General features: G+C 53.4%; 12 protein-coding genes and 1 pseudogene. All 13 read left to right on the top strand.

Annotation, left to right across the window (positions count from 1 at the left end):
• Nucleotides 1-195 (top strand): annotated as a pseudogene (locus ACESTR_RS12935) (hypothetical protein); the annotation flags it as partial.
• Nucleotides 196-557: 362 nt separating this feature from the next.
• Nucleotides 558-1,148, top strand: a complete 591-nt coding sequence (locus ACESTR_RS12930; protein WP_276770128.1) for a transposase — start codon at nucleotides 558-560, stop codon at nucleotides 1,146-1,148.
• Nucleotides 1,149-1,307: 159 nt separating this feature from the next.
• On the top strand, nucleotides 1,308-3,125 hold the full coding sequence (locus ACESTR_RS12925) for a two-component regulator propeller domain-containing protein (RefSeq protein ID WP_373179354.1): 1,818 nt from the start codon (nucleotides 1,308-1,310) through the stop codon (nucleotides 3,123-3,125).
• A 169-nt stretch (nucleotides 3,126-3,294) separates the two neighbouring features.
• Nucleotides 3,295-5,598: a response regulator gene (locus ACESTR_RS12920; protein WP_290442087.1), complete on the top strand. Its 2,304-nt coding sequence runs from the start codon at nucleotides 3,295-3,297 to the stop codon at nucleotides 5,596-5,598.
• Nucleotides 5,599-5,976: 378 nt separating this feature from the next.
• Complete coding sequence (locus ACESTR_RS12915) at nucleotides 5,977-7,251, top strand: PKD domain-containing protein (protein ID WP_014774949.1); 1,275 nt, start codon at nucleotides 5,977-5,979, stop codon at nucleotides 7,249-7,251.
• Between the two features lie 19 nt (nucleotides 7,252-7,270).
• Nucleotides 7,271-10,402 (top strand): SusC/RagA family TonB-linked outer membrane protein, encoded by a 3,132-nt coding sequence (locus tag ACESTR_RS12910; RefSeq protein WP_373179353.1) that lies wholly within the window; start codon nucleotides 7,271-7,273, stop codon nucleotides 10,400-10,402.
• A gap of 13 nt (nucleotides 10,403-10,415) precedes the next feature.
• Entirely contained in the window at nucleotides 10,416-11,999 is a 1,584-nt protein-coding gene (locus ACESTR_RS12905; RefSeq protein ID WP_009598411.1) for a RagB/SusD family nutrient uptake outer membrane protein, read from the top strand.
• Between the two features lie 30 nt (nucleotides 12,000-12,029).
• A complete protein-coding gene (locus ACESTR_RS12900) occupies nucleotides 12,030-13,175 on the top strand; it encodes a hypothetical protein (RefSeq protein ID WP_014774950.1) in 1,146 nt (381 codons plus the stop codon).
• A gap of 8 nt (nucleotides 13,176-13,183) precedes the next feature.
• Nucleotides 13,184-15,040 (top strand): hypothetical protein, encoded by a 1,857-nt coding sequence (locus ACESTR_RS12895; protein ID WP_373179352.1) that lies wholly within the window; start codon nucleotides 13,184-13,186, stop codon nucleotides 15,038-15,040.
• A 241-nt stretch (nucleotides 15,041-15,281) separates the two neighbouring features.
• On the top strand, nucleotides 15,282-16,853 hold the full coding sequence (locus ACESTR_RS12890) for a hypothetical protein (protein ID WP_373179351.1): 1,572 nt from the start codon (nucleotides 15,282-15,284) through the stop codon (nucleotides 16,851-16,853).
• Complete coding sequence (locus ACESTR_RS12885) at nucleotides 16,837-17,802, top strand: alpha/beta hydrolase (RefSeq protein WP_195285180.1); 966 nt, start codon at nucleotides 16,837-16,839, stop codon at nucleotides 17,800-17,802. Before ACESTR_RS12890 ends, ACESTR_RS12885 begins: the two co-directional genes overlap by 17 nt.
• A gap of 7 nt (nucleotides 17,803-17,809) precedes the next feature.
• Nucleotides 17,810-19,858 carry a hypothetical protein gene (locus ACESTR_RS12880; RefSeq protein WP_014774953.1) on the top strand — a complete coding sequence of 683 codons (2,049 nt, stop codon included), beginning with the start codon at nucleotides 17,810-17,812 and terminating at the stop codon, nucleotides 19,856-19,858.
• A 14-nt stretch (nucleotides 19,859-19,872) separates the two neighbouring features.
• Nucleotides 19,873-21,624, top strand: a complete 1,752-nt coding sequence (locus ACESTR_RS12875; protein ID WP_009598410.1) for a right-handed parallel beta-helix repeat-containing protein — start codon at nucleotides 19,873-19,875, stop codon at nucleotides 21,622-21,624.
• The last annotated feature ends 117 nt before the right edge of the window (nucleotides 21,625-21,741 follow it).

Genomic DNA, 21,741 nt, shown 5'->3' with positions numbered 1-21,741 from the left:
ATGACAACCACGAAAAAGAGGATCGGACGCCCGACAACGACAGATCCCAGAGTCCACAGGTATAATTTCAAACTCACGACGGAAGAGAATATCCGCTTTAAGCAGATGCTTTGTAAGGCTGGACTGGAGCATAATCGGAGCCAATTTATCGTCAAAAGAATCTTCAACGAGGAGTTCGTCGTTATCAAACGCGACCGAAGATATAGTTCAAATTATTCAATTTCCCTGTTTTGAGTTCTTCAATCTTTGGTCATACATTGTTAAACAATTGAATTGATTTTGGAGTATCAAGCATGAAGTAAGACAGAGCTTTTATTGGTTTTAGAAACCGTTTATGACGTTCCGTCCCCATGCATTGCATCTTAAAGCTGAACTGTTCGTGAAGTCGAGTAGAGCCCATGTCCGCGACGATGGTTTTACAAGATGTAATTTTCACTTAAAGTTTTTTATTATGGTTTACAGAGGTATCGATATCAGCAAGAGCAGTTTCGTAGCGGCTTATCCATCAACGAACGGCAACCCTACTAAGACTTTCCCTAACACAACCGCGGGAATGCGTGAGCTCATCGGTACGCTTGCTGTCGCTGAGCATCATTGCGTTATGGAAGCTACCAGCAATTACGGCTGCTGCTGTACCTGCTACATCAGAACGGTATTGCCGTCAGTTTTGCCCCCCCCCAAAAAAAAAGCAGATCAAGCATTTTTCCCGAATGATGATGCCCGTTACCAAAACCGACGAAAAAGACGCCTACATGATCGCCATGTACGGGGAGAAGATGAATCCTCCCATCTACAAAATGCCCTCGCAGGCTACAATACGGATCCTTACCACCGAAGGGTTTACCTACTTTGACAATGCAAAGCAACTATCCCGCTTCATCGGAATATGTCCAACCTATCAACAATCAAGAACATCCGTAAATATCAGAGAACATATCAACCGGAATGACGATGAACGTCTGCGATCTTTACTCTATATTGCCTTTTGGACTGCCTTGCGTTACAATAGTCGGGAGTGTTATATCCGATTAAAGGCAAATGAAAAACCATTCAAAGTAGCTCTGATTGCTGTGACTAACAAACTCGTCAGGCCTGTTCTTACCATTACTACAATCAACTCAATATATCGATGGATTTGTCCCGGCTAAAAAATAATCTTCGGTTCTTTTTTTATCTTTTTACTTAATTATTTGCTTTTTAATACATTTCCTCATAAATATTCGTTGGCTTTGCCTGCTTCCACTTGGAAAATACGAATTTTGAAGAATTGAAGATTTATCTTAACTTTCGAAAAAATTTCATGCGACGTGCGATTTATTCCCTCCATCCTCCGGTCGTTTCCGTTCAATGTCATGTTGTACTTCGTCGGATTCTTATCTCCGCCGCTCCCCGCCGCTGCCGCCTCCTATGACCGAATCCAGACCCTCTCGATGGACGAAGGACTCCCGCACAGCGACGTAAATGCGATTACGCAAGATCGTGACGGCTATCTTTGGTTCGCGACATTCAGCGGGCTGAGTAAATACGACGGATACAGACTCCAAACCTTTCGGACCGACAATTCCGACCTCACCAGCGACCGGATACTCTGCCTATTCGTCGCCCGGGATTCGTCCCTTTATATCGGAACCGAATCCGGAGGGCTGAACCGTTACGATCCGGTGTCCGAAACGATATTTCCGGTCGCCGAAGAGCCGACAACCTCTGCAGACCAGGTGATCAACAACATTTTCGAAGATCGAAAAGGTACCGTATGGGTCTGTCGAAACGACGGATTGGGATACCTCACACTCCGAGGAGCAACCACTTATCTGCATGTCAAGAACCGATGGAGAGGATTCTACATACAGTGCGGAACCGCCTTGGATTCTTGCAGACTGCTACTGTCAACCGATGCCGGCCCCGTCATCTATAACCCCGAAACCGAGGAGATACAAAATATCCTCCGGGATGAAATCAAAACCCGCTGTTTCTCGATGCAGTCTTTCGCAGACGGCAAAATCGCGCTTTCCGGAGGATCGGGCGTTCGGATCTATGATCCGAAAACCGACGACCTACAGAGAATCTGTGACTTCTCATCCCGGGTCACGACGCAGGACAATCACGGAAACATCTGGGTCGGAAGTTTCAACCGGGGACTGTACAAATACGACCGGAATGGTATTAAGATTGTTCACTACCACCCCAAACTCCCCATTCCTCATGCCGTCAACTCCTTTGAGATCAGCGCACTGTTCGAGGATCGTTCCGGGGTGCTTTGGATCGGAACGATCGGCGGCGGCTTGAGTAGGCTCAATGTCGTCGAAAAACATATCGAATGCTATACCGAAGCGCAGGGCTTGTGTGAAAATCGGATCATCACGTTCCTCGAAGCCCGCGACGGAATACTTTGGGTCAGCACACATGGCGGCATCAATCTGTTTAATCGAAGTTCCGCAACTTTCCGGGAGCTGCGCATAAATGGATTGCCGAGCATCCAATTTGCAACCGTATCAGCCTTCTTTATGGCCGAAAACGGCGACATCTGGCTCGGAACGTGGGACAAAGGATTGTGGGTCATCGACAGCCGGGATATCGACCGGGCGATACAGACCGGTCAGGTCCGGGCCCGACAACTCAAACATCCGGTCATCGACGGGGAATTGTCCGTGTTCCGAATCGTTGAAGATCGCGACAGACACCTGTGGATCAGCTCGAACCGGGGATGTTTCGAATACATTCCATCCCACGGGGATTTCAAAACCGGGCAGTGGATCAACTATACCCACAACGGAGATGATCCCAATTCGTTATGCTCCAATTTCACGACGGACATCTACCCCGATACCGTCACCGACAATAAGACCATCTGGATCGGAACCCGCTCGGGGCTGAACCGAATCGTATTCGATGCCGACGGCAAGGCGAACTGCCAGCGAATCGAACTCGCCGCTACGAACGCCCGTGAACGGAAGGTGTGTAGTTCCGATGCCTTCATCTCGACGATTCACTGTGACCGGAAGGAGGGGGGGTCTTTGGATCGCAACGATCGGCGAAGGTCTCTTCCTTATGACCGAAGGTCGTTGCGGCGGGAAAACGCCCCGTTTCAGCTGTTTCGACACATCCAACTCCCGGTTCTTCAATAACGAACTGGAGAGCCTGCAGGAGGACGACCACGGAGCCTTCTGGATCGGCGGCTACGGAATCACCCGCTTCGATCCCCGGGATCACTCGATCCGGCATTTTACGGTAAAGGACCAATTGCAGAGCAACTCCTTCAAAATCTGGGCATCGTACAGACTCCGCAACGGCGAGATGGTTTTCGGAGGCGTAAAGGGGTTCAACATTTTCCATCCGGACAGCATCACCGACAACGACATCCGCCCGCGCACGGCCATCTCCCGGCTTAAGATTCGGAATCAGACCGTCTCGGCCGGAGATTCCGTTTGCGGACGCGTCGTCCTGCCGCGCGCCATCAACCGGCTCAACAAACTCGACCTCTCCTACAACTGCAACAACCTCACCTTCGAATTTTCGGCCTTCGCCTACGTCGATCCCAAGTACAATACCTATAAATATAGAATGGAGAATTTCGACACCGACTGGAACTACACCAGCGGACTGTCGCCTCAAGCCGTCTATACCAACTTGCGCCCGGGCAGCTACCGGCTGGTCGTATATGCCTCGAACGAAGACGGATACTGGTCTCAGGCCCCTGCGGTGCTCGAAATCACGATACGTCCGCCCGTCTATGCCACACGCTTGGCCTGGCTTTGCTACATTGCGCTAACCATCCTTTTTCTCTACAGATGGCACCGCCGTTCACTGCGAAAACTACAGGAGCGCCACCAGATAGAGCTCGAACGCAACAAATACTATGAAGAGCAGAAGAGCAGCGCCAACATGCTACAGTTCTATACCGATATCGCCCACGAGCTCAAGACGCCGCTCTCGCTGATTACAGCCCCAGTCGAAGAGCTGCTCTTGAATCCGCATATCGGAAAAACGACGCGCAACAGACTGGAACTCGTCAACCGCAATGCGGGGGCATTGAAGACCCTGCTGGAACAAATCCTCGACTTGCGCAAATACGAAAGCCACAAAATGGAACTCGCGGCTGTGCAAACCGATGCGTCGGAATTCCTCCGCGGTATAGCCGAACTGTTCAAGCCGTTGGCCGACCAACTTCAGATACAGTTCTCGCAGGAGATTCCGAACGATCCGCTCATACTCTGGATCGATCGTCGGAAAATGGAGATCGTTATCGCTAATTTGCTCTACAACGCATTCAAATACAGTCGGAAAAGTTCAGGGAAAGTGAATCTCGTCTGTGAAGAGCAACAGCTGTCGGTAACCATTTCGGTGGAAGATAATGGAATCGGAATAGCCCGGGATGAACAGTCCCGGATCTTCGAACGTTTTTACCAGGCTCGAAACAACAACTCGCCGCAAAAAAGCATCGGCATCGGACTCTCCCTGGTCAAGCATATCGTTACTCTGCATCATGGAGAAATTGAAGTCGCATCCGAATTGAACGTCGGTTCGCTCTTCCGGGTCCGGATCCCGAAGGGATGTGCGCACCTCGCTCCCGAACAGATCAAAGATTCCGACAAGGTCCCGGGTCGGCCATTTCAGAATCTCCCGATAGGGATGGATTCCGCGCTGTCGGACTTCGGTGACGATCAATTCGAATCGGAGATGGCGGCGGAAACCGCAATCGGGAACGATCGTGGAATGCAGTGCGGGCTCCTGGAAGAAAATACGCGCCACGGAGCAGCTGCATCTGATGGAAAAAGAGTTTCGATTCTCGTGGCCGAGGACAATACCGCCTTGCGGGATTATCTTCGAAGCGCGCTGGAGAACCGATACAACGTCTCGACGGCACGAAATGGAGAGGAGGCTTATTGTCAGGCAATCAATGAACAGCCCGATCTGGTGCTTACAGACATCGTCATGCCGGGAATGTCGGGAATCGAACTTTGCCGCAAAATCAAGGAGAATTCCCGGACTTCGGCAATCGGGGTCATTCTACTTACGGCCCACAATCTGCAGAACTACGAAGTATCCGGATACCGTGTCGGAGCCGACGCTTATGTAGCAAAACCGTTCTCCCTTGAAGTGCTCTTCTCCCGTATCGACAACCTTGTTGCCCGACAGAATAAAATCCACAAAAACAGTCAACCTATAAAGGAGATTCCCATTTCAGAAGTCGCTGTGGAGAAATCCGAAGATCGTTTCCTTGTCAAATGTACCGAAACCATCGAGACCGAAATAGCTGATCCGCGATTTGACGTCCTACAGCTTTGCCGCAAAATCGGCGTGTCACGATCACAGCTCTACCGGCGTATTCTTGCCCTCACGGGGTTGACGCCCATACAATTCATTCGCAGCATCCGGCTAAAGCACGCTGCATCATTCCTTGCCCAAGACGGAACACTTCCTGTCAATGAGGTAATGTATCGCGTAGGGTACACCAATCTCAGCCACTTCGCCAAAATCTTCCATGAGGAATTCGGACTCTACCCCAAGGAGTTCGCCCTCCGGAACCGGAGCAAAACGGGAAAAGTGGACTCCGCGTCGGAAATCTTCTCCAAAAACGAGCCCGAGACGCAGAAATGACCCCGGACGATTTTCTCAAATAAATTAAAAAATACTTTTCCCGTCATCCGTGTATTTTGAGACATTTGCGTTGATTTTTTAGGTTTTTAATAGTTTCCTTTGCATCAGCTGCACCAAATGCGGCAATTTGAAAACCTAAACTAAATCAACGCAAATGAATCATTTTCTCTCTCCATGCTCTATCCGCCGGGGTCGGATCATCCGATCCGCCTCCTTTGGGCCCGGAAGTCTCACCGGGCAGAATCCGAATATTCCGAGGAATACATATCTTGAGAATATGATTCCATGATTCGGACAGGGACGCCGGAATTCTTCATGCAAGAAAGCACTCCGGATTCCCTGACCGAAAAAATACCTACATTCCAAAAACTGCGAACCATGAAACAGCTATTCTTTCATCTCGTGCCGGTTCTTGCCTTTGGGTTGGTACTGGCTGCTTGTGACAACGATTCGGACGAGTGGACACAACCTTACGAATTCGCTTGGAGCTACGGCGCGGAATCACAATTCAGCGTCGGGAAACCCGCTACATTTACGGACCTTTCGCTCGGGGTCGAAACCCGCGAGTGGAGTTTCGAAGACGCAACACCTGCGACCTCCACGGATCCCGAACCGAGCGTCGTATTCAATTCGAAAGGCATAAAGACGGTAACCCTTACAATCCATTTTCTCAACGGTCAGGTGCAGTCCGAATCGTTCGACATTGAGGTATTTTACCCGCTTTCGGCTCGGATCAAAGCCTTGGAACTTACACCGAAAGGCTGTATTCGGCTCGATACCCCCGTCTCGTTCGGCCTTACCGAAGTCGAGGGTAATCCGACATCCTACCAATGGACATTCGAAGGCGGTACGCCTTCCTCGTCGACTGATCCCGCCCCAGTGGTCACCTGGACTTCGGCCAACAAAAACGGAGCCCGAATCTCCTGCAGACTCACTCGGGCCGACGACGGAATGACAACTACCGTCGAACAGACTTTTATTGTCGGAAACTATCCAATGCTGCACCCCATTCCCGAGAAGGATTATGATCCCTGGCGGTTCGAACTTTCGTCCATTGGAAAATGGACGCTCTGGAACACGACCACTTCCGCGGATGATCTGACGACTAACACCTCCATCGTCAGCGGCGGGGCCGATGGCTCGAAGCAGGCCCTCAAGGTAACGCTCAAACCGGGAGTCATCTATCAGTTGTTCACGCGAGACAACTGGGTTTGCAACGCCCAACTCGTTGCCGGACAAAAATATGAAGTCTCCTTCTGGCAGAAAACGGATGCCGCGGAGGGTTCGCTTATCGTCTTGACGGGCATCTATAACAATCTGCCCTCCTGGTCTTGGAATGAATACCTCCAGGTACTTGCGAGTGACCACTGGAGCATCTACTTCCCCGATATTCCTTTCGAGGAACAGGTGGAAGAGATGTTCGGAATTTGGAGTAATATCGAATATCCGCTTACCGAAACGATCACACTCCCGGCATCTCCGGAGCTGATGCCTTCCGCAGAGTGGAAACAGGTCCGGTTCGAATTCACGGCCACAAGCGCCAAATACGAATCGTTGCTAAACACCTATCCCCAATTCGCTCTTCTGTCAGCCGGCTCCGCTGATGTAAACTGGTATTTGGACGACATACAAATCAATCTTATCGAAGAATAACCCGAATAAACTATTCGCTATGAAACGATTCGTTTTCTTACTGGCCGGCTTGCTGCTCATTGCTTCGAGTCTCCGGGCCCAGACCTCCGTCAGCGGTACGATTACCTCCCCGGATGGAAAGCCTGTCGCCGGCGCGTCGATAATCATCGAAGGCAGCACCGTCGGTGCCACGTCCGATGCCAAGGGTTTCTATCGGATCAAAGTCCGTTCATCCAAAGATATTCTCGTCTTCAACTTCCTCGGGTACCGGGAGGTTCGCGAATCCGTCGGGCAGCGATCCCTGATCGATGTCGTACTCTCACCCTCCGACCTTCAGATAGACGACGTCGTTGTAGTCGGTTACGGTGCCCTACGGAAAAAGGACATGACCGGAGCTGTTGCCTCGATCAAGGCCGATGCCTTCGAAAACCGGGTACTTTTCTCCGTTGACGACGCTTTAGCTGGCGGAGTGGCCGGTCTGATGGTCAACTCCTCATCCGGAAAACCCGGCTCGGAGTCGAGCATGCTTATCCGCGGTGCAAACTCCCTGACCGGCTCCACTGCCCCGCTGATTGTCCTTGACGGATTCCCGCTCTTCGATGTCAGCACCTCCACCGGGGGTGGCATAGACGGATATGACACCGGCATGTCCTCGCTCTCGATGATAAACCCCGACGATATCGCTTCGATCGAAGTGCTAAAAGACGCCTCGGCAACGGCAATATATGGTAACCGCGGAGCCAACGGAGTCATTCTCATTACCACCAAACGAGGCCGGGGCGACAGCGGAAAGATCCAATACAACACCTACTTCGGATTTCAACAGATGAATAAGCGGTATGACATGATGGATTTTCGCCAGTACGCCGCCTATCAGGTTGATCGAAACTCCTCGAACAACCACCTGTTCACGGACCCTATCACCATGCAACCCCGCACAATCGGAGACGTACAGTCGCGGGACTGGCAGGATGAAATCTTTCGTACCGGATTTATTCAAAACCATTCGCTATCTATTTCACACTCTACTGAAAAAACGAGTATGTTCGTCTCCGGTTCCTACATGCAGAACAAATCGGTCCTCATCGCCACGAATTGGCAGAAACTCACGGCTAAAGCTACGATCGACCACCGATTCACGGATTTTATACGCACGGGTGTCGATATCGGCTATAACCGAATCGTCGACGACGGAGTGCCGACCGGCGGCGAAGGCACGTCCCAGGTTGCAGGCGTCATCACTTCGGCCCTGACGGCTCTTCCTTTCGAATTCGACGAAACGACTCAGGCCTATTTCCGCCGTGCAGGCGTCTCGCAGTCCTCGCTCGACTCTTATATCGACAACTATCACGGGAATCCGGTCAACATCGCCAATGAGACCGAACTCACCAAACGCATCAACCGAATGATGCTCAATGCCTATGTCGAGGCCGATATCCTTAAGAATCTGACCTTGCGCATCACGGCAGGATATGACAGTTATTCGCTCAAAGACCGCCAGTTCTATCCCACCTCGACGCCCCGCGGCTACTTTTATAAGGGGCAGGGTATCATCGGCAGTTCTGAATCCGGAAGTTGGATCAACGAAAACACGCTCACCTGGAAGCCCGTATTCGGGAAACACCGTCTCAACGTCCTCGTCGGCATGACTGAACAAGGATACACGAACTTCTACGATCGCAGCGAAACCTCTCAATACGAATACGAGGATCTCGGATCGAATAATGCCCAGATGGCTAAAGTTTTCAACGTCTACTCCAGCAAGGAGCAGGTCCGGTATGTCTCGCTCATCGGTCGAATTAACTACTCATACGACAACCGTTACATTGCCACTTTCACCCTCCGCCGCGATGCTACCTCGCGCTTCATCAACGACAAGTGGGGTACGTTTCTCTCCGGTGCATTAGCCTGGAACATCGACAGCGAAAGATTCATGCAGAATCAAAATACCGTCAGCGCCCTCAAACTGCGTCTGAGTCTGGGCGAGGTTGGCAACTCAAATGTCCCCACCTCGGGCTCCTACTCGCAGCTCTACGGAACGAACTACTCCTTCGGAACCATTGAGACCATCGGGCAGTCTTCTTTGTCTATTGCTAATGAAAACCTCTCCTGGGAGACCACTCGCGAAGTGAACGCAGGATTGGAGGTCGGGTTATGGAACGACCGGCTGAAATTCACGGCAGACTTCTATGACAAGGTTACCCGGGACCTGTTGCTTGAGGCTCCCGTTGTTAACATCGTCGGATTCGACAAGGCATGGCAGAATATCGGCAAAATGCGCAACCGCGGTATCGAGTTGAGCCTGAACGCCCAGTTGATCAACCACAAGAATTTCAAATGGAATTTCTTCGCCAACTTCGCCCGCAACAAGACCAAAATTCTTGAACTCGGCCAGAGCGGAGCCCCGATCCTGCTGGGTGTCACTTGTCTGAGCGGTCAGAATGCCGTCATCCTGCAAGAGGGCGGAGAGATCGGAGACATATACGGATACGTCACCAAAGGTGTCTATGGACTAAATGATTTCGAAATCGACGGAATAACGCCGAAGCCTGATGTCGCCGTCGAAACCGGAGCCGAAAAACCCGGGGCCATGCGCTTCGCCGACCTGTACAAGGACGAAAAGATTACATCCGACGACCGGACCGTAATCGGAAACTCGACACCCGATTTCTTCGGAGCCTTCGGCACGAACTTCACCTGGAAGAACCTCGACCTCAACCTCTCGTTCCAATATTCATACGGAGGCAACGTCTACAACGCAAACTACAATCAGCTCGCAGCGTTCACCGGAACCACGAACAACCAAATGGCATTCTTCGAGGAGCGTTGGTCGCCCCGGAACCTTGCAAGCACGCAATACTCCACGATGACGAACGGAGCGGTCTGCTCGGCATTCGTCGAAGATGCCTCGTTTCTGCGGCTCCGCTCTGCACGGATCAGCTACACCTGTCCGCGCAAATGGTTCGGCCCTAACAGCCACATCGGCTCGATCAAGTTCTATATCGCCGGAGAAAACCTCTTCGTCCTCACTCGATACTCGGGCTACGACCCCGAGGTGTACTCCAACCAAGGTTCCAGCAGCATGAGCAATATCCTCACGTCGGGCTTCGACTACGGCTGCTTCCCCCGCCCGTGCACCTTCACCGCAGGTATTAACATTCTGTTCCAGTAAAACGATCTCCATCATGAAAAAGTTCATCACCTCCGCATACTCGCGACTCGGCCGCTTTGTCGTTATCGCGGTTGCAGGCTGTATCTTCTCGGCGTGCAGCGACTTCCTCGATGTCCCCCTCGAAAGTACCGTGGCGACCTCCAATTTTTACAAGACTGCTGAAGAGTTCGACATGGGACTCACGGGCGTTTATAACATGCTGCTCTCGGCCGAATGGGCCAATGGCGACCGATACGGGTCCTATTTTCAGGGTTTCCTCATCCTTGGGCGCGTCGGAACCGATGAGATGATCATTCCGACCAACATTGACGGAAACGAGACAGAACTCTGCAACTACACCTACACCCCTTCGCACCGCTACATCTCCCGAACCTGGTATGTCCAGTATCGCGGGATACAACGCGCCTGCGTTATCATAGACCGTCTGACTGACACCGATATCGGCAATGAAAGCGAGAAGAAACGGATTCTCGGCGAAGCCTATTTCCTGCGGGCCTTCTACTACTTCCATCTGGTAAGGCTTTTCGGTGAGGTGCCGATCATCAACCACGAAGTTACCGATCTCACAATGGTGCAGACTGAAAAGTCTTCCGTGGCCCAAGTCTACGAACAAATCGTCAGTGATCTGAAACTAGCCATCGGGAACCTTCCGGTGTCGAATGCGAACGGCCGGGCTCACTACTACGCAGCCAAAGCCCTGCTCGGCAAGGTCTATTTGCAAATGGCCGGCGAACCTTTGGAAGACTCCGAAGCTGCGGCTTTAGCCGAAGTCGAACTCAACGAGGTTATCCAGAGCGGTCGTTTTGAGCTCGTGAAGGATTATTTCAGTCTGTTCGATGCGTCGAACGAATACAGTTCCGAATACCTATTCGATGTCGAGTTTGCCAACAACGGTACAACCACCTACGGAGGCCAGGTCGGAACTATCGATGGTGTTCAGACCCCCAATAACCTCTATTGGTCTGCGGTATGGAGTACCCAGGAGTTCTATGAAACGTACGATCCCGCCGATCTGCGCCGCGACAACATCGCTCGCTTCAAATATGTTTACGACGACAATCAGAATCTCGTCAAGGAGGATCTCAGTTCCGAACCGATCTACTACGCCTACAAGTTCCGCCATGCCCTGACTGAGGAGGGACGGGGGCCGGGATGGGCAAACTGGGCAAATCCGATCAACTTTCCGATCATCCGTTATGCCGACGTGTTGCTGATGTATGCCGAAGCCGTTTGGCGGGCTCACGAAGTTCCTTCGCCCGAAGCGCTCGAATATGTCAACCAGGTGCGACGCCGTGGTTTCGGAGTCGATATCAAGACTCCGAATGAAGCGGTTGATCTGAAGATGATGGACGGCGACAAGTTCGCCGAGGCCCTGCTCGCCGAGCGTAGTTTCGAACTCTGCTTCGAGGGACAGCGCTGGTACGATCTGGTCCGCTTCGGAAAACTTGAGGAAGGCGTGAAGAAACTGGCCAAGTATTCGAGCGTGGCGACCTCCCAGGCGCAGAACTTCCAACCCAAACACGTAATCTTCCCCATTCCGCAGGATGTTATCGACGCCTCGAATGGGAAGATCGAACAGAATCCGCTTTGGAAATAAAACCCGATCCTTCATTCAAATTACGAAACCATGAAAACACATGCATTATACGTCGCTGGTGCCGCTCTGATGATCGCACTGTCGTCCTGTGACCGCGATCTTGACCTCGCGCATGCCTACAACAACGGTTCCAGTTCGAAACCCTACGAATTCGATGCGGATTTCAATCCGGATGATTACACCGATTTTGGAACGTTCGTCGTCGGTGACCGCAACATCTGTTGGCAGGATCCCCACATTCCCCGGTATATGCTCTGGCTTGACGGAAAGATCTCCGTCGGGAAATACGATGATTCGGGACTGTTTACGACCTACTGGTCTGCGGACAATTCCCTGCGACAGGTATCCGCCAGTCCCTGGCTCGATGAGAACGTCAATGCCTTGACCTCCGATATGGAGGTCTTTGGCAAGTGCATCGAACCCGTATCCGGATTTTACGACGGCGGCGCATGGTTCATCGGCGTGCATAAACTCATGGACGGTCGGTTGGCCGGATTCTTCCATGCCGAGAGCCATTGGCCCGGAGTCTCCGCCGCCTATAAGTCCATTGGCGTCACCTATTCCTCGGACAACGGACTGACCTGGGAAACGGGCAGACGGATCCTTTCCGGAACCGACCCCAAACCCGAAAATCCCGCCGGGCAGGGTGAGTCCTACGGCTTGGGAGACGGGTGCGTAGTTTGGAACGACGCGCGCAAAGTCTGGATATGCTACTACTCGGGCTATTGCGATGACCCCGGAAACTACATGATCACGATGGCCTGTTCGGAGGATCCGGCCGGAGCTGCCGGAACCTGGAAAAAATGGGATGGCAAAGCATTCACCGTCGAAGGCTGCAACGGGCAGACACAACTCGGCGGCGCAAACATCAAGATCGCCAATCTCGATACCTATGCCGGCGGAAATCCGTCGGTCATGTGGAACCACTACATAGGCAAATGGGTGATGGTCTATCATTCGTGGAGCCGACGCATTTGTCTTTCGACGAGTGCCGACGGTATTGCGTGGGAGGCCCCTATATCCCTCAATCTGGGTGAGGAGGAGGCCATGTATCCCAACCTGATCAGTGAAGAGGGAGATCAAACCGGGGGACAGGCTGTCCGCATGTATTATGCTGCAGACATGAATGATCTCGGACAACGCAGTCTCGCATGGAGAAAGGTCGTATTTTATTGATGTTTGGAATGTCGATCCGAAAATTCATCATTCTTTCCGCGCTGATCGTTTCCGGATGCATTTCGCATCCGGAAACGATTGCCATCGACTTCGATTCCGGAACGGAGGACTATACGCCTCTTGTACGCAAGATCCTTGCGGAGCATCCAGCCGGTGAGGTCACAATCCGATTCGGAGCGGGGACGTTCGACTTCTATCCCGAACAGGCGGCCGGCAGCTATCTCTGCGTTTCGAACAACGACAACGGCTATAAACGCTGCGCTTTTCTGCTCGAGGAGATGCGACGTGTACGGATCGAAGGGGCTGGAGAAAAAACCCAGTTGAGATTTCACGGCGCAATCGTTCCGTTCCGCGTCGCTCGATGCGAACAGATCGTTTTCGAGGCTTTCACGATCGATTGCGACGCATCGTTCATCTTCGAAGGCCTCGTCGTTGGTAACGATCCTCGTACGCACAGCATCACGCTCCGTCCGCTCGATCCGGAACGTTTCGAGATCCGGAGCGGGGAACCCTGGTTTACGGGCTACGACTGGGCGAGTCCGTTCGGTGAAAATATTTTGTTCGATCCCGGAACCCGTTCGCCCTACTATCAGGCCGAACAGTACGAACACGATCAAAAAAAAACGCTGCAGGCCGAATGGATCGGCGATTCGCTTGTCCGTCTGAGCGGCTACTCGTCTCGGGAGCTGCCTCCTGTGGGAAGCGTCTATACGGATAAAGGCCCCCATTCGACTAACCGCCGCTATCCGGGATTCTCGTTTTACAAGTCGGCCGGTGTTGAAGTCCGGAACGTCACGCTTCACGATTCGGGCGGCATGGCGCTGATCGCCGAGAACTGTCGCGACGTCGTCTGCTCGCAATACCGGGTTGAAGTCCCGCCTCAAAGCGGCCGGATGGTCTCTGCATCGGCCGATGCCACTCATTTCGTCGGATGTTCGGGAAAAATAGTGCTCCGGGCCTGCCGGTTCGAAAGCATGCTCGACGATGCCACGAACATTCACGGTGTTTACATGACGGTTGTGGATCGGTTTTCCGGGAACCGGTTTGGGGCCAGTTTTGGGCACTTTCAGCAGGAGGGTTTCGATTTTGCCGAACAAGGTGATTCGCTCGTCTTCATCGATCGTGCCGATCTGGGGGTACTCGGCTGCGGACGAGTCGAGGAGGTGAACCACGTGAATGAAAACTATTACATCATTCGAACCGGATTCGACCTGAGTGCAATTCCGGACTCGGTGCACATTGCCGTCGGGAACCGCGCGGCCGATGCCGATGTCGAAATATCGGAATGCACGGTTCGTTATAATCGCGCCCGGAGTTTTCTGCTTTCGACTCCGGGCGACGTATGCGTCGAAAACAGTGATCTTTCTTCAATGATGGCCGGAATACGCATTTGCGGTGACGCCAACTACTGGTTCGAATCGGGACGTACGCGCAACGTCGTGATCCGTAACAACCGATTCGGCACGATGGCTACCGGCGGCCGGTCTCCCCAGGCCGTTCTGCAGATCGACCCCGTTATTTCGCATGATGCCCGGAGCGGGGGGACTCCGTATCACGGATGTATCCGTTTCGAAGGAAACCTCGTGGAGTCGTTCGACAACCAGTTGATTTATGCTCTCTCGGTCGATTCGCTCGTCATCAGCAGGAACCGGTTCGTCGATTCCCGCCGGTTTGAGCCCCGGTTCGCCGGTCTCTCGGTCATCGATGCCCAGCACTGCCGCAGCGTCACAGTCCGGAACAATGACTTCTCCGGGTGGAAGGAAAATTCGACAATCAGTCTGGTCGACTGTTCCGAGCATTGTTTGGAGGGTGAAGAGATGTCTCGAATGGTTGAGAATCCTAATCCGTACTTCTATGAAAATTAGTCGATACATCCTCCCGATTCTCGCGACCGCATGGATCGGAAGCGTTTCATCCCGGCCGTTCGGAGATACGCTTCGGATGCGAGATTTCGGTGCGTTGCCCGATTCGGGAGAGGATGCTTCCGAAGCCTTGCGAAAAGCCGTCGCTACCATCGGAAAGCGGGAAATCCCCACCGTATTGTGTTTCGAGTCGGGGCGGTACGATTTCCATGCCCCTGAGGGGCAGGACGACCGGGTGAACATCGTGGCAAGACTCCGCGGCATTCGGGATTTAATAATCGACGGCGGTGGCGCTGAATTCATCGCACACGGGCGTTTGATGCTTTTCTTGGCTGAGGAGTGCGAAAGACTGACGATTCGCAATTTCTCGCTCGACTGGGAACGCCCCTATATCACACAGGCTTCGATCGTTGCTCTTGGGGACGGCCATGTTGACCTGGCTATCGATCGGAAACGTTATCCCTACCACATCGAAAAGGGGCGGATCCGCTTTACGGATGAGACTTGGGAGCGTGAAATCGATCCCGAAAGTTATTCTACGGCTTACGATCCGCAAAGCGGTGCGGTGCTTTACGGTACCCGGGACTGTCCTCTCTCGGACCGCAATGCAGTCTTCCGCGGCGAAGCCCGTGAAATCGCTCCGGACACGGTCCGCTTCTTCGGGACGGTCGACCGTCCCCTGCCGATCGGTACGGAACTCGCTCTTTACCATGGGCGGTATTTGTCCAACGCTATGACGGTGGTGAACTGCAGGAATGTCCGCTTCGAAAAAATCGACCTGCGCCATTCTCCCGGAATGGGCGTTTACGGACTCCGCAGCGAGAACATCCTGCTCAAGGCGGTTTGTACGGTCGTCAATCGTTCCGAAAAGCGTCGGTTCAGCTGTGCTGCCGATGCGTTCCACTTTACCAACTGCCGCGGATTGATCGAACTTGACGGCTGCAACTGCAACGGACAGGGTGACGATGCCTTGAACATACACGGCATCTATGCCCGGATAGTCGCTGTTTCGAAAGACCGGAAACAGATTGAGTTGTTCGGAGTCCGGTTCCCGGCAGAACGGGTGTTCAAAGCCGATGATGAGATCTGGCCGATTGTACGAACGACCGGATCTCGGGGGGCCCGGAACCGCATTGAACGCATTGTCAGGAAAAGCAGCAAGCGGCTTGTTGTCGCCTTGCGTGAGCCGCTCGATAAAACATTCAGGGAAGACGATTTTATCGAAAACGCCTCGTGGTATGCCAACGTATCGATTCACGATTGCTACTTCGGGCGAGCCAACCGCGCCCGCGGCATCTTGCTCACCACTCCCGGAAAGGTTGTCGTACATAACAACCGCTTCATGACGGCCGGAACGGCAATTCTCATCGAAGGAGATACCGACTACTGGTTCGAATCGGGCGCCGTGTGCGACATGGATATCCATGACAACCTTTTCGAGAACTGCGGCACTTCGGCTTCGAACAACGGCGGATCCGGCTGGGGCGAAGCCCTCATCAGCATCACTCCCTCTTTCCGTCCGGCAGACGAAAGCAGCCCGGTCTATCATCGCAATATCCGGATCTGCAACAACCGCATTCTCACTTATGACCGTCCGCTGCTCCACGCCCGATCGGTTGAGGGACTGCAGTTCGTGGCAAACTGTGTCGAACAAACATGCGATTTCCCCGCCACAGCCGCACAACGCCAATCATTCTGCCTTGAGGGGTGTCGAAATGTGCGCATCGCCGAGAACCGGTTTATCGGCTACGGCAAACCCGATTTCGAACTGATCCATATGAACCCAAATAATATCTGTCATGAAAAAGCGAAATAAGAAAATCATTGCTGCACTGAGCGCAATCTTCGGGCTGCTTGTCATCGGGGCATTGTGCTGGAGTTTCGTACTCTGTTACAGGACACTCCATCCGCCCCGCCTGACCGATCTCAGCTGGCTCACCCGGCAATATCCTCATACCACAGAATGGCTCGACAGCATCCGCAGCAACGGATTGCTGCATGATATCGTACGGTTGAATGCCGACGGAGAGCGACTCCATGCCCGGTGGCTATGGGCTCCGGAGCCTACCGAAAAGACCGCCGTGCTCTTTCATGGCTATCAGGGTTCGGCGGAAACCATGCTCATGATCGGCTATCTCTTCAACCATGATTTCGGATTCAATGTTCTGATTCCCGATCTGCGCGGTCATGGGCAAAGCGAACCTTCGGCCATCAGCATGGGGTGGACTGAACGAACGGAAGTGGTGGACTGGATCCGAACGGCAGATTCGCTTTTCGGCGGCAATACGCAGATCGTCCTGTACGGCGTTTCGATGGGTGCCGCCACTACGATGATCGCCGCTGCCGAAGAGTCGCTGCCCGCATGTGTCCGCTGTGCCGTGGAGGATTGTGGCTACACTTCAACCCGGGATATCTTTGCCGATTCTTGGGAGAAGCAGTGCCGACTGCCGCTCTTTCCGCTCTTCCATCTATCGGACCTTTGGTGCCGGGTCCTCTACGGATGGAGTTTCGCAAAGGCTTCTCCGCTCGATGCCGTGCACCGATGCAGGTTGCCTATGTTGTTCATTCACGGCGACAAGGACTCGGTCGTCCCTGTGGAAATGGTTCACCGGCTGTACGAAGCGAAAATCGGAGACAAGGAACTCTGGATACTTTCCGGCGTCGATCATGGTGCCGCCTATCTCCACGATCCGCAGATATATGCGCAGCGCGTCCGCACATTCGTGGAGCACTGGTTCGAATGCCCCGCCATCCTTGAACAATGAAATGACAATGAAAAAACTGCTGTTCCTTCTTTTTTGCACCGGGCTCGGACTTCCTGTTGCAGGACAACGCTGGCAGATTGATCCGGACGGAGGCATCGTCTGGAGACCCGGAAACGATACGCCCCACAGGGATCATCTCGAAATGACCGGCGAGCAGATCTCGACGGTTCTCCGCTGGGTTGTGGATGACCGAGGAGCCTTTCGCGTCGAACGTTCGCTGATCTTCCCGCTGTTACGTGTCCGTCCCAATGATACGCATGCCAGTCTGATGTGCCGCGTGGCCACGGATATTCCCTCGCTGTTGGCCGTGAATACCTCCGCCTCGGGTTTCAATGCTTCGGCCCTGCAGTTCGAACGGGTCGAAAAGATCGTCATAGACGGTACGGTCCGGGTCTTTAGTCAATGGAGTTTTAATGCCGTGGGGGCCGGATACGAGGAGGTGGAGCATCCGGCTCCGGTCTTGGCCATGGAGCGCACGATCTTTCCTTCGCCGACACAACCCGCCCTCTGTGAACGGTATCTTATCCGCAATATCGGTTCGCAAACGCTGGAGATTTCCATCCCAGAGTTTTCGCAAATCGTGACGACCCCTTCGGAACGAGGCATTACGGGCGGCTACGTCATTCGGGCCGAATTGCTCGATGCCGGAATCCGCATACTGCAGCCCGGAGATTCGACCGTGGTGGATGCCCTCTTCCGGGCTTGTCGAGTCGGAGAGACACTTCCGCCCGCAGATGTCGGAGCCGAACTCCGCTCTCGTAGGGAGTTCGTGTCTGCAATCTCGGACAAACTGGTCCTGGAGACCCCGGATCCGGTAGTCGACACGGAATTCCGCTTTGCCAAGATCCGGGCTGCCGAAAGCATTATCAAGACCCGCGGCGGCTACATGCATGCTCCGGGCGGCGAATGTTACTACGCGGCTATTTGGGCCAACGATCAGGCCGAATACGTCAACCCTTTTTTCCCAATGCTCGGATACGACATCGGGAATCGATCGGCACTCAACGCATTCCGCCACTTCGCCCGTTTCATGAATGCTGAATACCGGCCTATTCCTAGTTCGATCATCGCCGAGGGCGACGACATCTGGAACGGGGCCGGCGATCGAGGCGATGCCGCGATGATCGCATACGGCGCTGCGCGCTACGCCTTGGCCCGCGGGGAACGGAACGAAGCCGAAGAGCTGTGGCCTTTGGTGGAATGGTGTCTCGAATACTGCCGGCGCAAACTCACTCCCGAAGGGGTCGTCGCTTCCGATACCGATGAATTGGAGGGCCGATTCCCTGCCGGCAAGGCCAATCTCTGTACATCGACACTCTATTATGATGCCTTGCGGTCGGCCGTCTATCTCGGACAGGAGCTCGGATGTCCGCGTAAAACGCTGCGAGTTTACAAACGGCAGACTTCGGAGCTCGCTGAGGCGATTGAATGCCATTTCGGCGCCACGGTTGCCGGATACGAAACTTACCGCTATTTCGATGGCTGTACGAAACTCCGCTCGTGGATATGCATGCCGTTGATCGCCGGGTTGCAAAACCGCAGCGAAGGGACTGTTCGGGCGCTGCTCGGAAAAGAGCTGATGACCGAAAACGGCCTCCTCACCGAACAGGGCAGTTCGACCTTCTGGGACCGTTCGACCCTTTATGCTCTGCGGGGAATCTACATCGCCGGGCAGGCCGACCGTGCAACGGAATTCCTCAGTCATTATGCCCGGCGCAGACTCCTGGGCGATCATGTTCCCTATCCGATCGAAGCATGGCCCGAGGGCTCTCAACGCCACTTGGCCGCCGAAAGCGGGCTTTTCTGCCGCGTTATCACCGAGGGATTGTTCGGGATTCGCCCCACCGGGTTCAGGAGCTTCGATCTTACCCCTTCAATGCCTTCCGGATGGAATCGCATGGCGTTGCGGCACATTCGGGCCTTTGAAAACAACTTCGACCTTGTCATCGAGAAACAGCCGGACGGGTTTCTGCGAGTCACGCTTGCGATTTCGGGATGCAATCCCCGAGCTTTCCGGCTTCGACAGGGAGCGTCCCTGCGTATCAAACTTCCATAATTTACAATATCCTGATGAAAAAACTGCTTCACACCCTGTTGCTGTTTGCTGTCGGGCTCTTTGCAGCCTGTCAGGCCCCGACATCCGGTGGCGATGTCTACTTGAATGATTTCCTTGACGACCTGACTGCACAAACCGACGCAGGACCGGCCATTCGGGCCGCCTTGTCCCATTGTGCCCGGATCCGGGCCGCACGGCTTATTCTTCCGGGTGGAGAACTCCGGATACGACCCGATCTGGCGGTCGAAAAGTACCAGTTCATCAGCAACAACGACGAAGGTTTGAAACGGATTGCCTTTGATTTGGTCGGCCTGCAAGATTTCACCATTGAAGGTGCTGACACGAAACTCCTTTTCACAGGTTTCGTTTCACCGTTCAACCTCGAACGTTGCCGCAACATCACGATCCGCAATCTTTCGATCGACTTTACCCGCACGTTTCACTCCGAAGGTACCGTACGGGCGGCCGGAAACGGATGGCTCGATTTGGAGTTCCCGGACAAATACCGATGCGATCTGACGGACGGATGCTTGCGTTTCCTCGATGACGAAGGTCGTGTCTACCCCTATTCCAGTTTGTTGGAGTTCGATACCCAACGATGCGAACCGGCTTTCCACGTCGACGACTACTGGCTCCCGGCCCATACCATTCCTGCTGAACGGCGTCCTAACGGATGGATTCGGATTTTCCGCAGTGATTTGAAGGCCGCGATCGGGAATACGATGGTCTTCGGGGCCGCCCGACGGCTCAATCCCGGGATCACCGTTTCCGATTCGCAGGGTATTGCAATCCTCGACGTGAAGCTCCATCACTGCGGAGGGATGGGGGTCATCGCACAACGCAGCCGCGACATCGGAATTGAACGGATGGAAGTTGTTCCGGCTCCCGGCAAAAAACGCATGATCAGCATCACGGCCGACGCCACGCATTTCTCCAATTGCGGGGGACAGATCCGTCTAATCGACTGTACGTTCGAAAATCAGAAGGATGATGCCTCCAATATTCATGGACTATATATGCCCGTCGATACGATTTTCGATCGGGAGCGGATTTGGGTTCGCTGGGGACACAGCGGGCAATACGGCACAGATTTCCTCGTCCCGGGGATGGCGGTGGAAATTGTCGACAACCACACGCTTGAAGCCTATGCCCGGCGGATTGTTGCTAAGGTCGAACGGTTCAACAAGGAGTATTCTGCGGTAACCTTCACTGAACCCTTACCCGAGAACATTCGTCCCGGCCATCTGATTGCAGCCGACGAACCCGGTCCCGATGTTCACATCAGCGGTTGCCGGATGTCGGGAAACCGCGCCCGCGGTTTGCTGATTGGTTCCCGCGGACGGGTTATCATCGAAAACAACTATTTCCATATCGCCGGAGCCTCGATCCTCTTTGAGGGCGACGGTAACTTCTGGTTCGAACAATCCGGTGTCCGTGACGTAACAATTCGCAACAACATCTTCGCAAACGGCAATTATGGAAGCCGGGGATGGGGAAGTGCCTGCATTGCTGTCGGCAGCGGAATTTCCCAGCGGCAGACAAGTCGTTATCACCGCAATATTCAGGTCGATGGAAATCTGTTCCGAGTATTCGATCCCCGCATTGTTAATCTGTATTGCGTAGACGGATTCCAATTCTCTGCGAGCAATCGCATCGTGCGAACGTCAGACTATCCTGCGACATTCGATCCGAAGCTCCATTTCGTATTCGACCAATGCGATCACATCGAGATTCCACGACAGATTGAAATGGCTGAACAGCGTTGAAAGAGTCCTTCTAAAAAATCGATATCAGATGGGAGTTGCAACAATAAAAGTTTGCAACTCCTATTTTCCCATACTTTGGAATAAAAGTCCGCAAGACACAGCTAAAGAAGTTGGATA

This window comes from Alistipes sp. DJF_B185 (genome assembly GCF_964250025.1).
In the GTDB taxonomy this organism is placed as follows: Bacteria; Bacteroidota; Bacteroidia; order Bacteroidales; family Rikenellaceae; genus Alistipes; species Alistipes finegoldii.
The sequence above is the reverse complement of the archived record's forward strand: the minus strand, read 5'-3'. Positions and strand labels throughout refer to the sequence as shown.

What these genes read in the sequence shown, in the direction of transcription:
- ACESTR_RS12920 (WP_290442087.1), top strand. Translation starts at nt 3,295, where the DNA reads ATGGTTTTCGGAGGCGTAAAGGGGTTCAACATTTTCCATCCGGACAGC.
- ACESTR_RS12915 (WP_014774949.1), top strand. Translation starts at nt 5,977, where the DNA reads ATGAAACAGCTATTCTTTCATCTCGTGCCGGTTCTTGCCTTTGGGTTG.
- ACESTR_RS12910 (WP_373179353.1), top strand. Translation starts at nt 7,271, where the DNA reads ATGAAACGATTCGTTTTCTTACTGGCCGGCTTGCTGCTCATTGCTTCG.
- ACESTR_RS12905 (WP_009598411.1), top strand. Translation starts at nt 10,416, where the DNA reads ATGAAAAAGTTCATCACCTCCGCATACTCGCGACTCGGCCGCTTTGTC.
- ACESTR_RS12900 (WP_014774950.1), top strand. Translation starts at nt 12,030, where the DNA reads ATGAAAACACATGCATTATACGTCGCTGGTGCCGCTCTGATGATCGCA.
- ACESTR_RS12895 (WP_373179352.1), top strand. Translation starts at nt 13,184, where the DNA reads ATGTCGATCCGAAAATTCATCATTCTTTCCGCGCTGATCGTTTCCGGA.
- ACESTR_RS12885 (WP_195285180.1), top strand. Translation starts at nt 16,837, where the DNA reads ATGAAAAAGCGAAATAAGAAAATCATTGCTGCACTGAGCGCAATCTTC.
- ACESTR_RS12880 (WP_014774953.1), top strand. Translation starts at nt 17,810, where the DNA reads ATGAAAAAACTGCTGTTCCTTCTTTTTTGCACCGGGCTCGGACTTCCT.
- ACESTR_RS12875 (WP_009598410.1), top strand. Translation starts at nt 19,873, where the DNA reads ATGAAAAAACTGCTTCACACCCTGTTGCTGTTTGCTGTCGGGCTCTTT.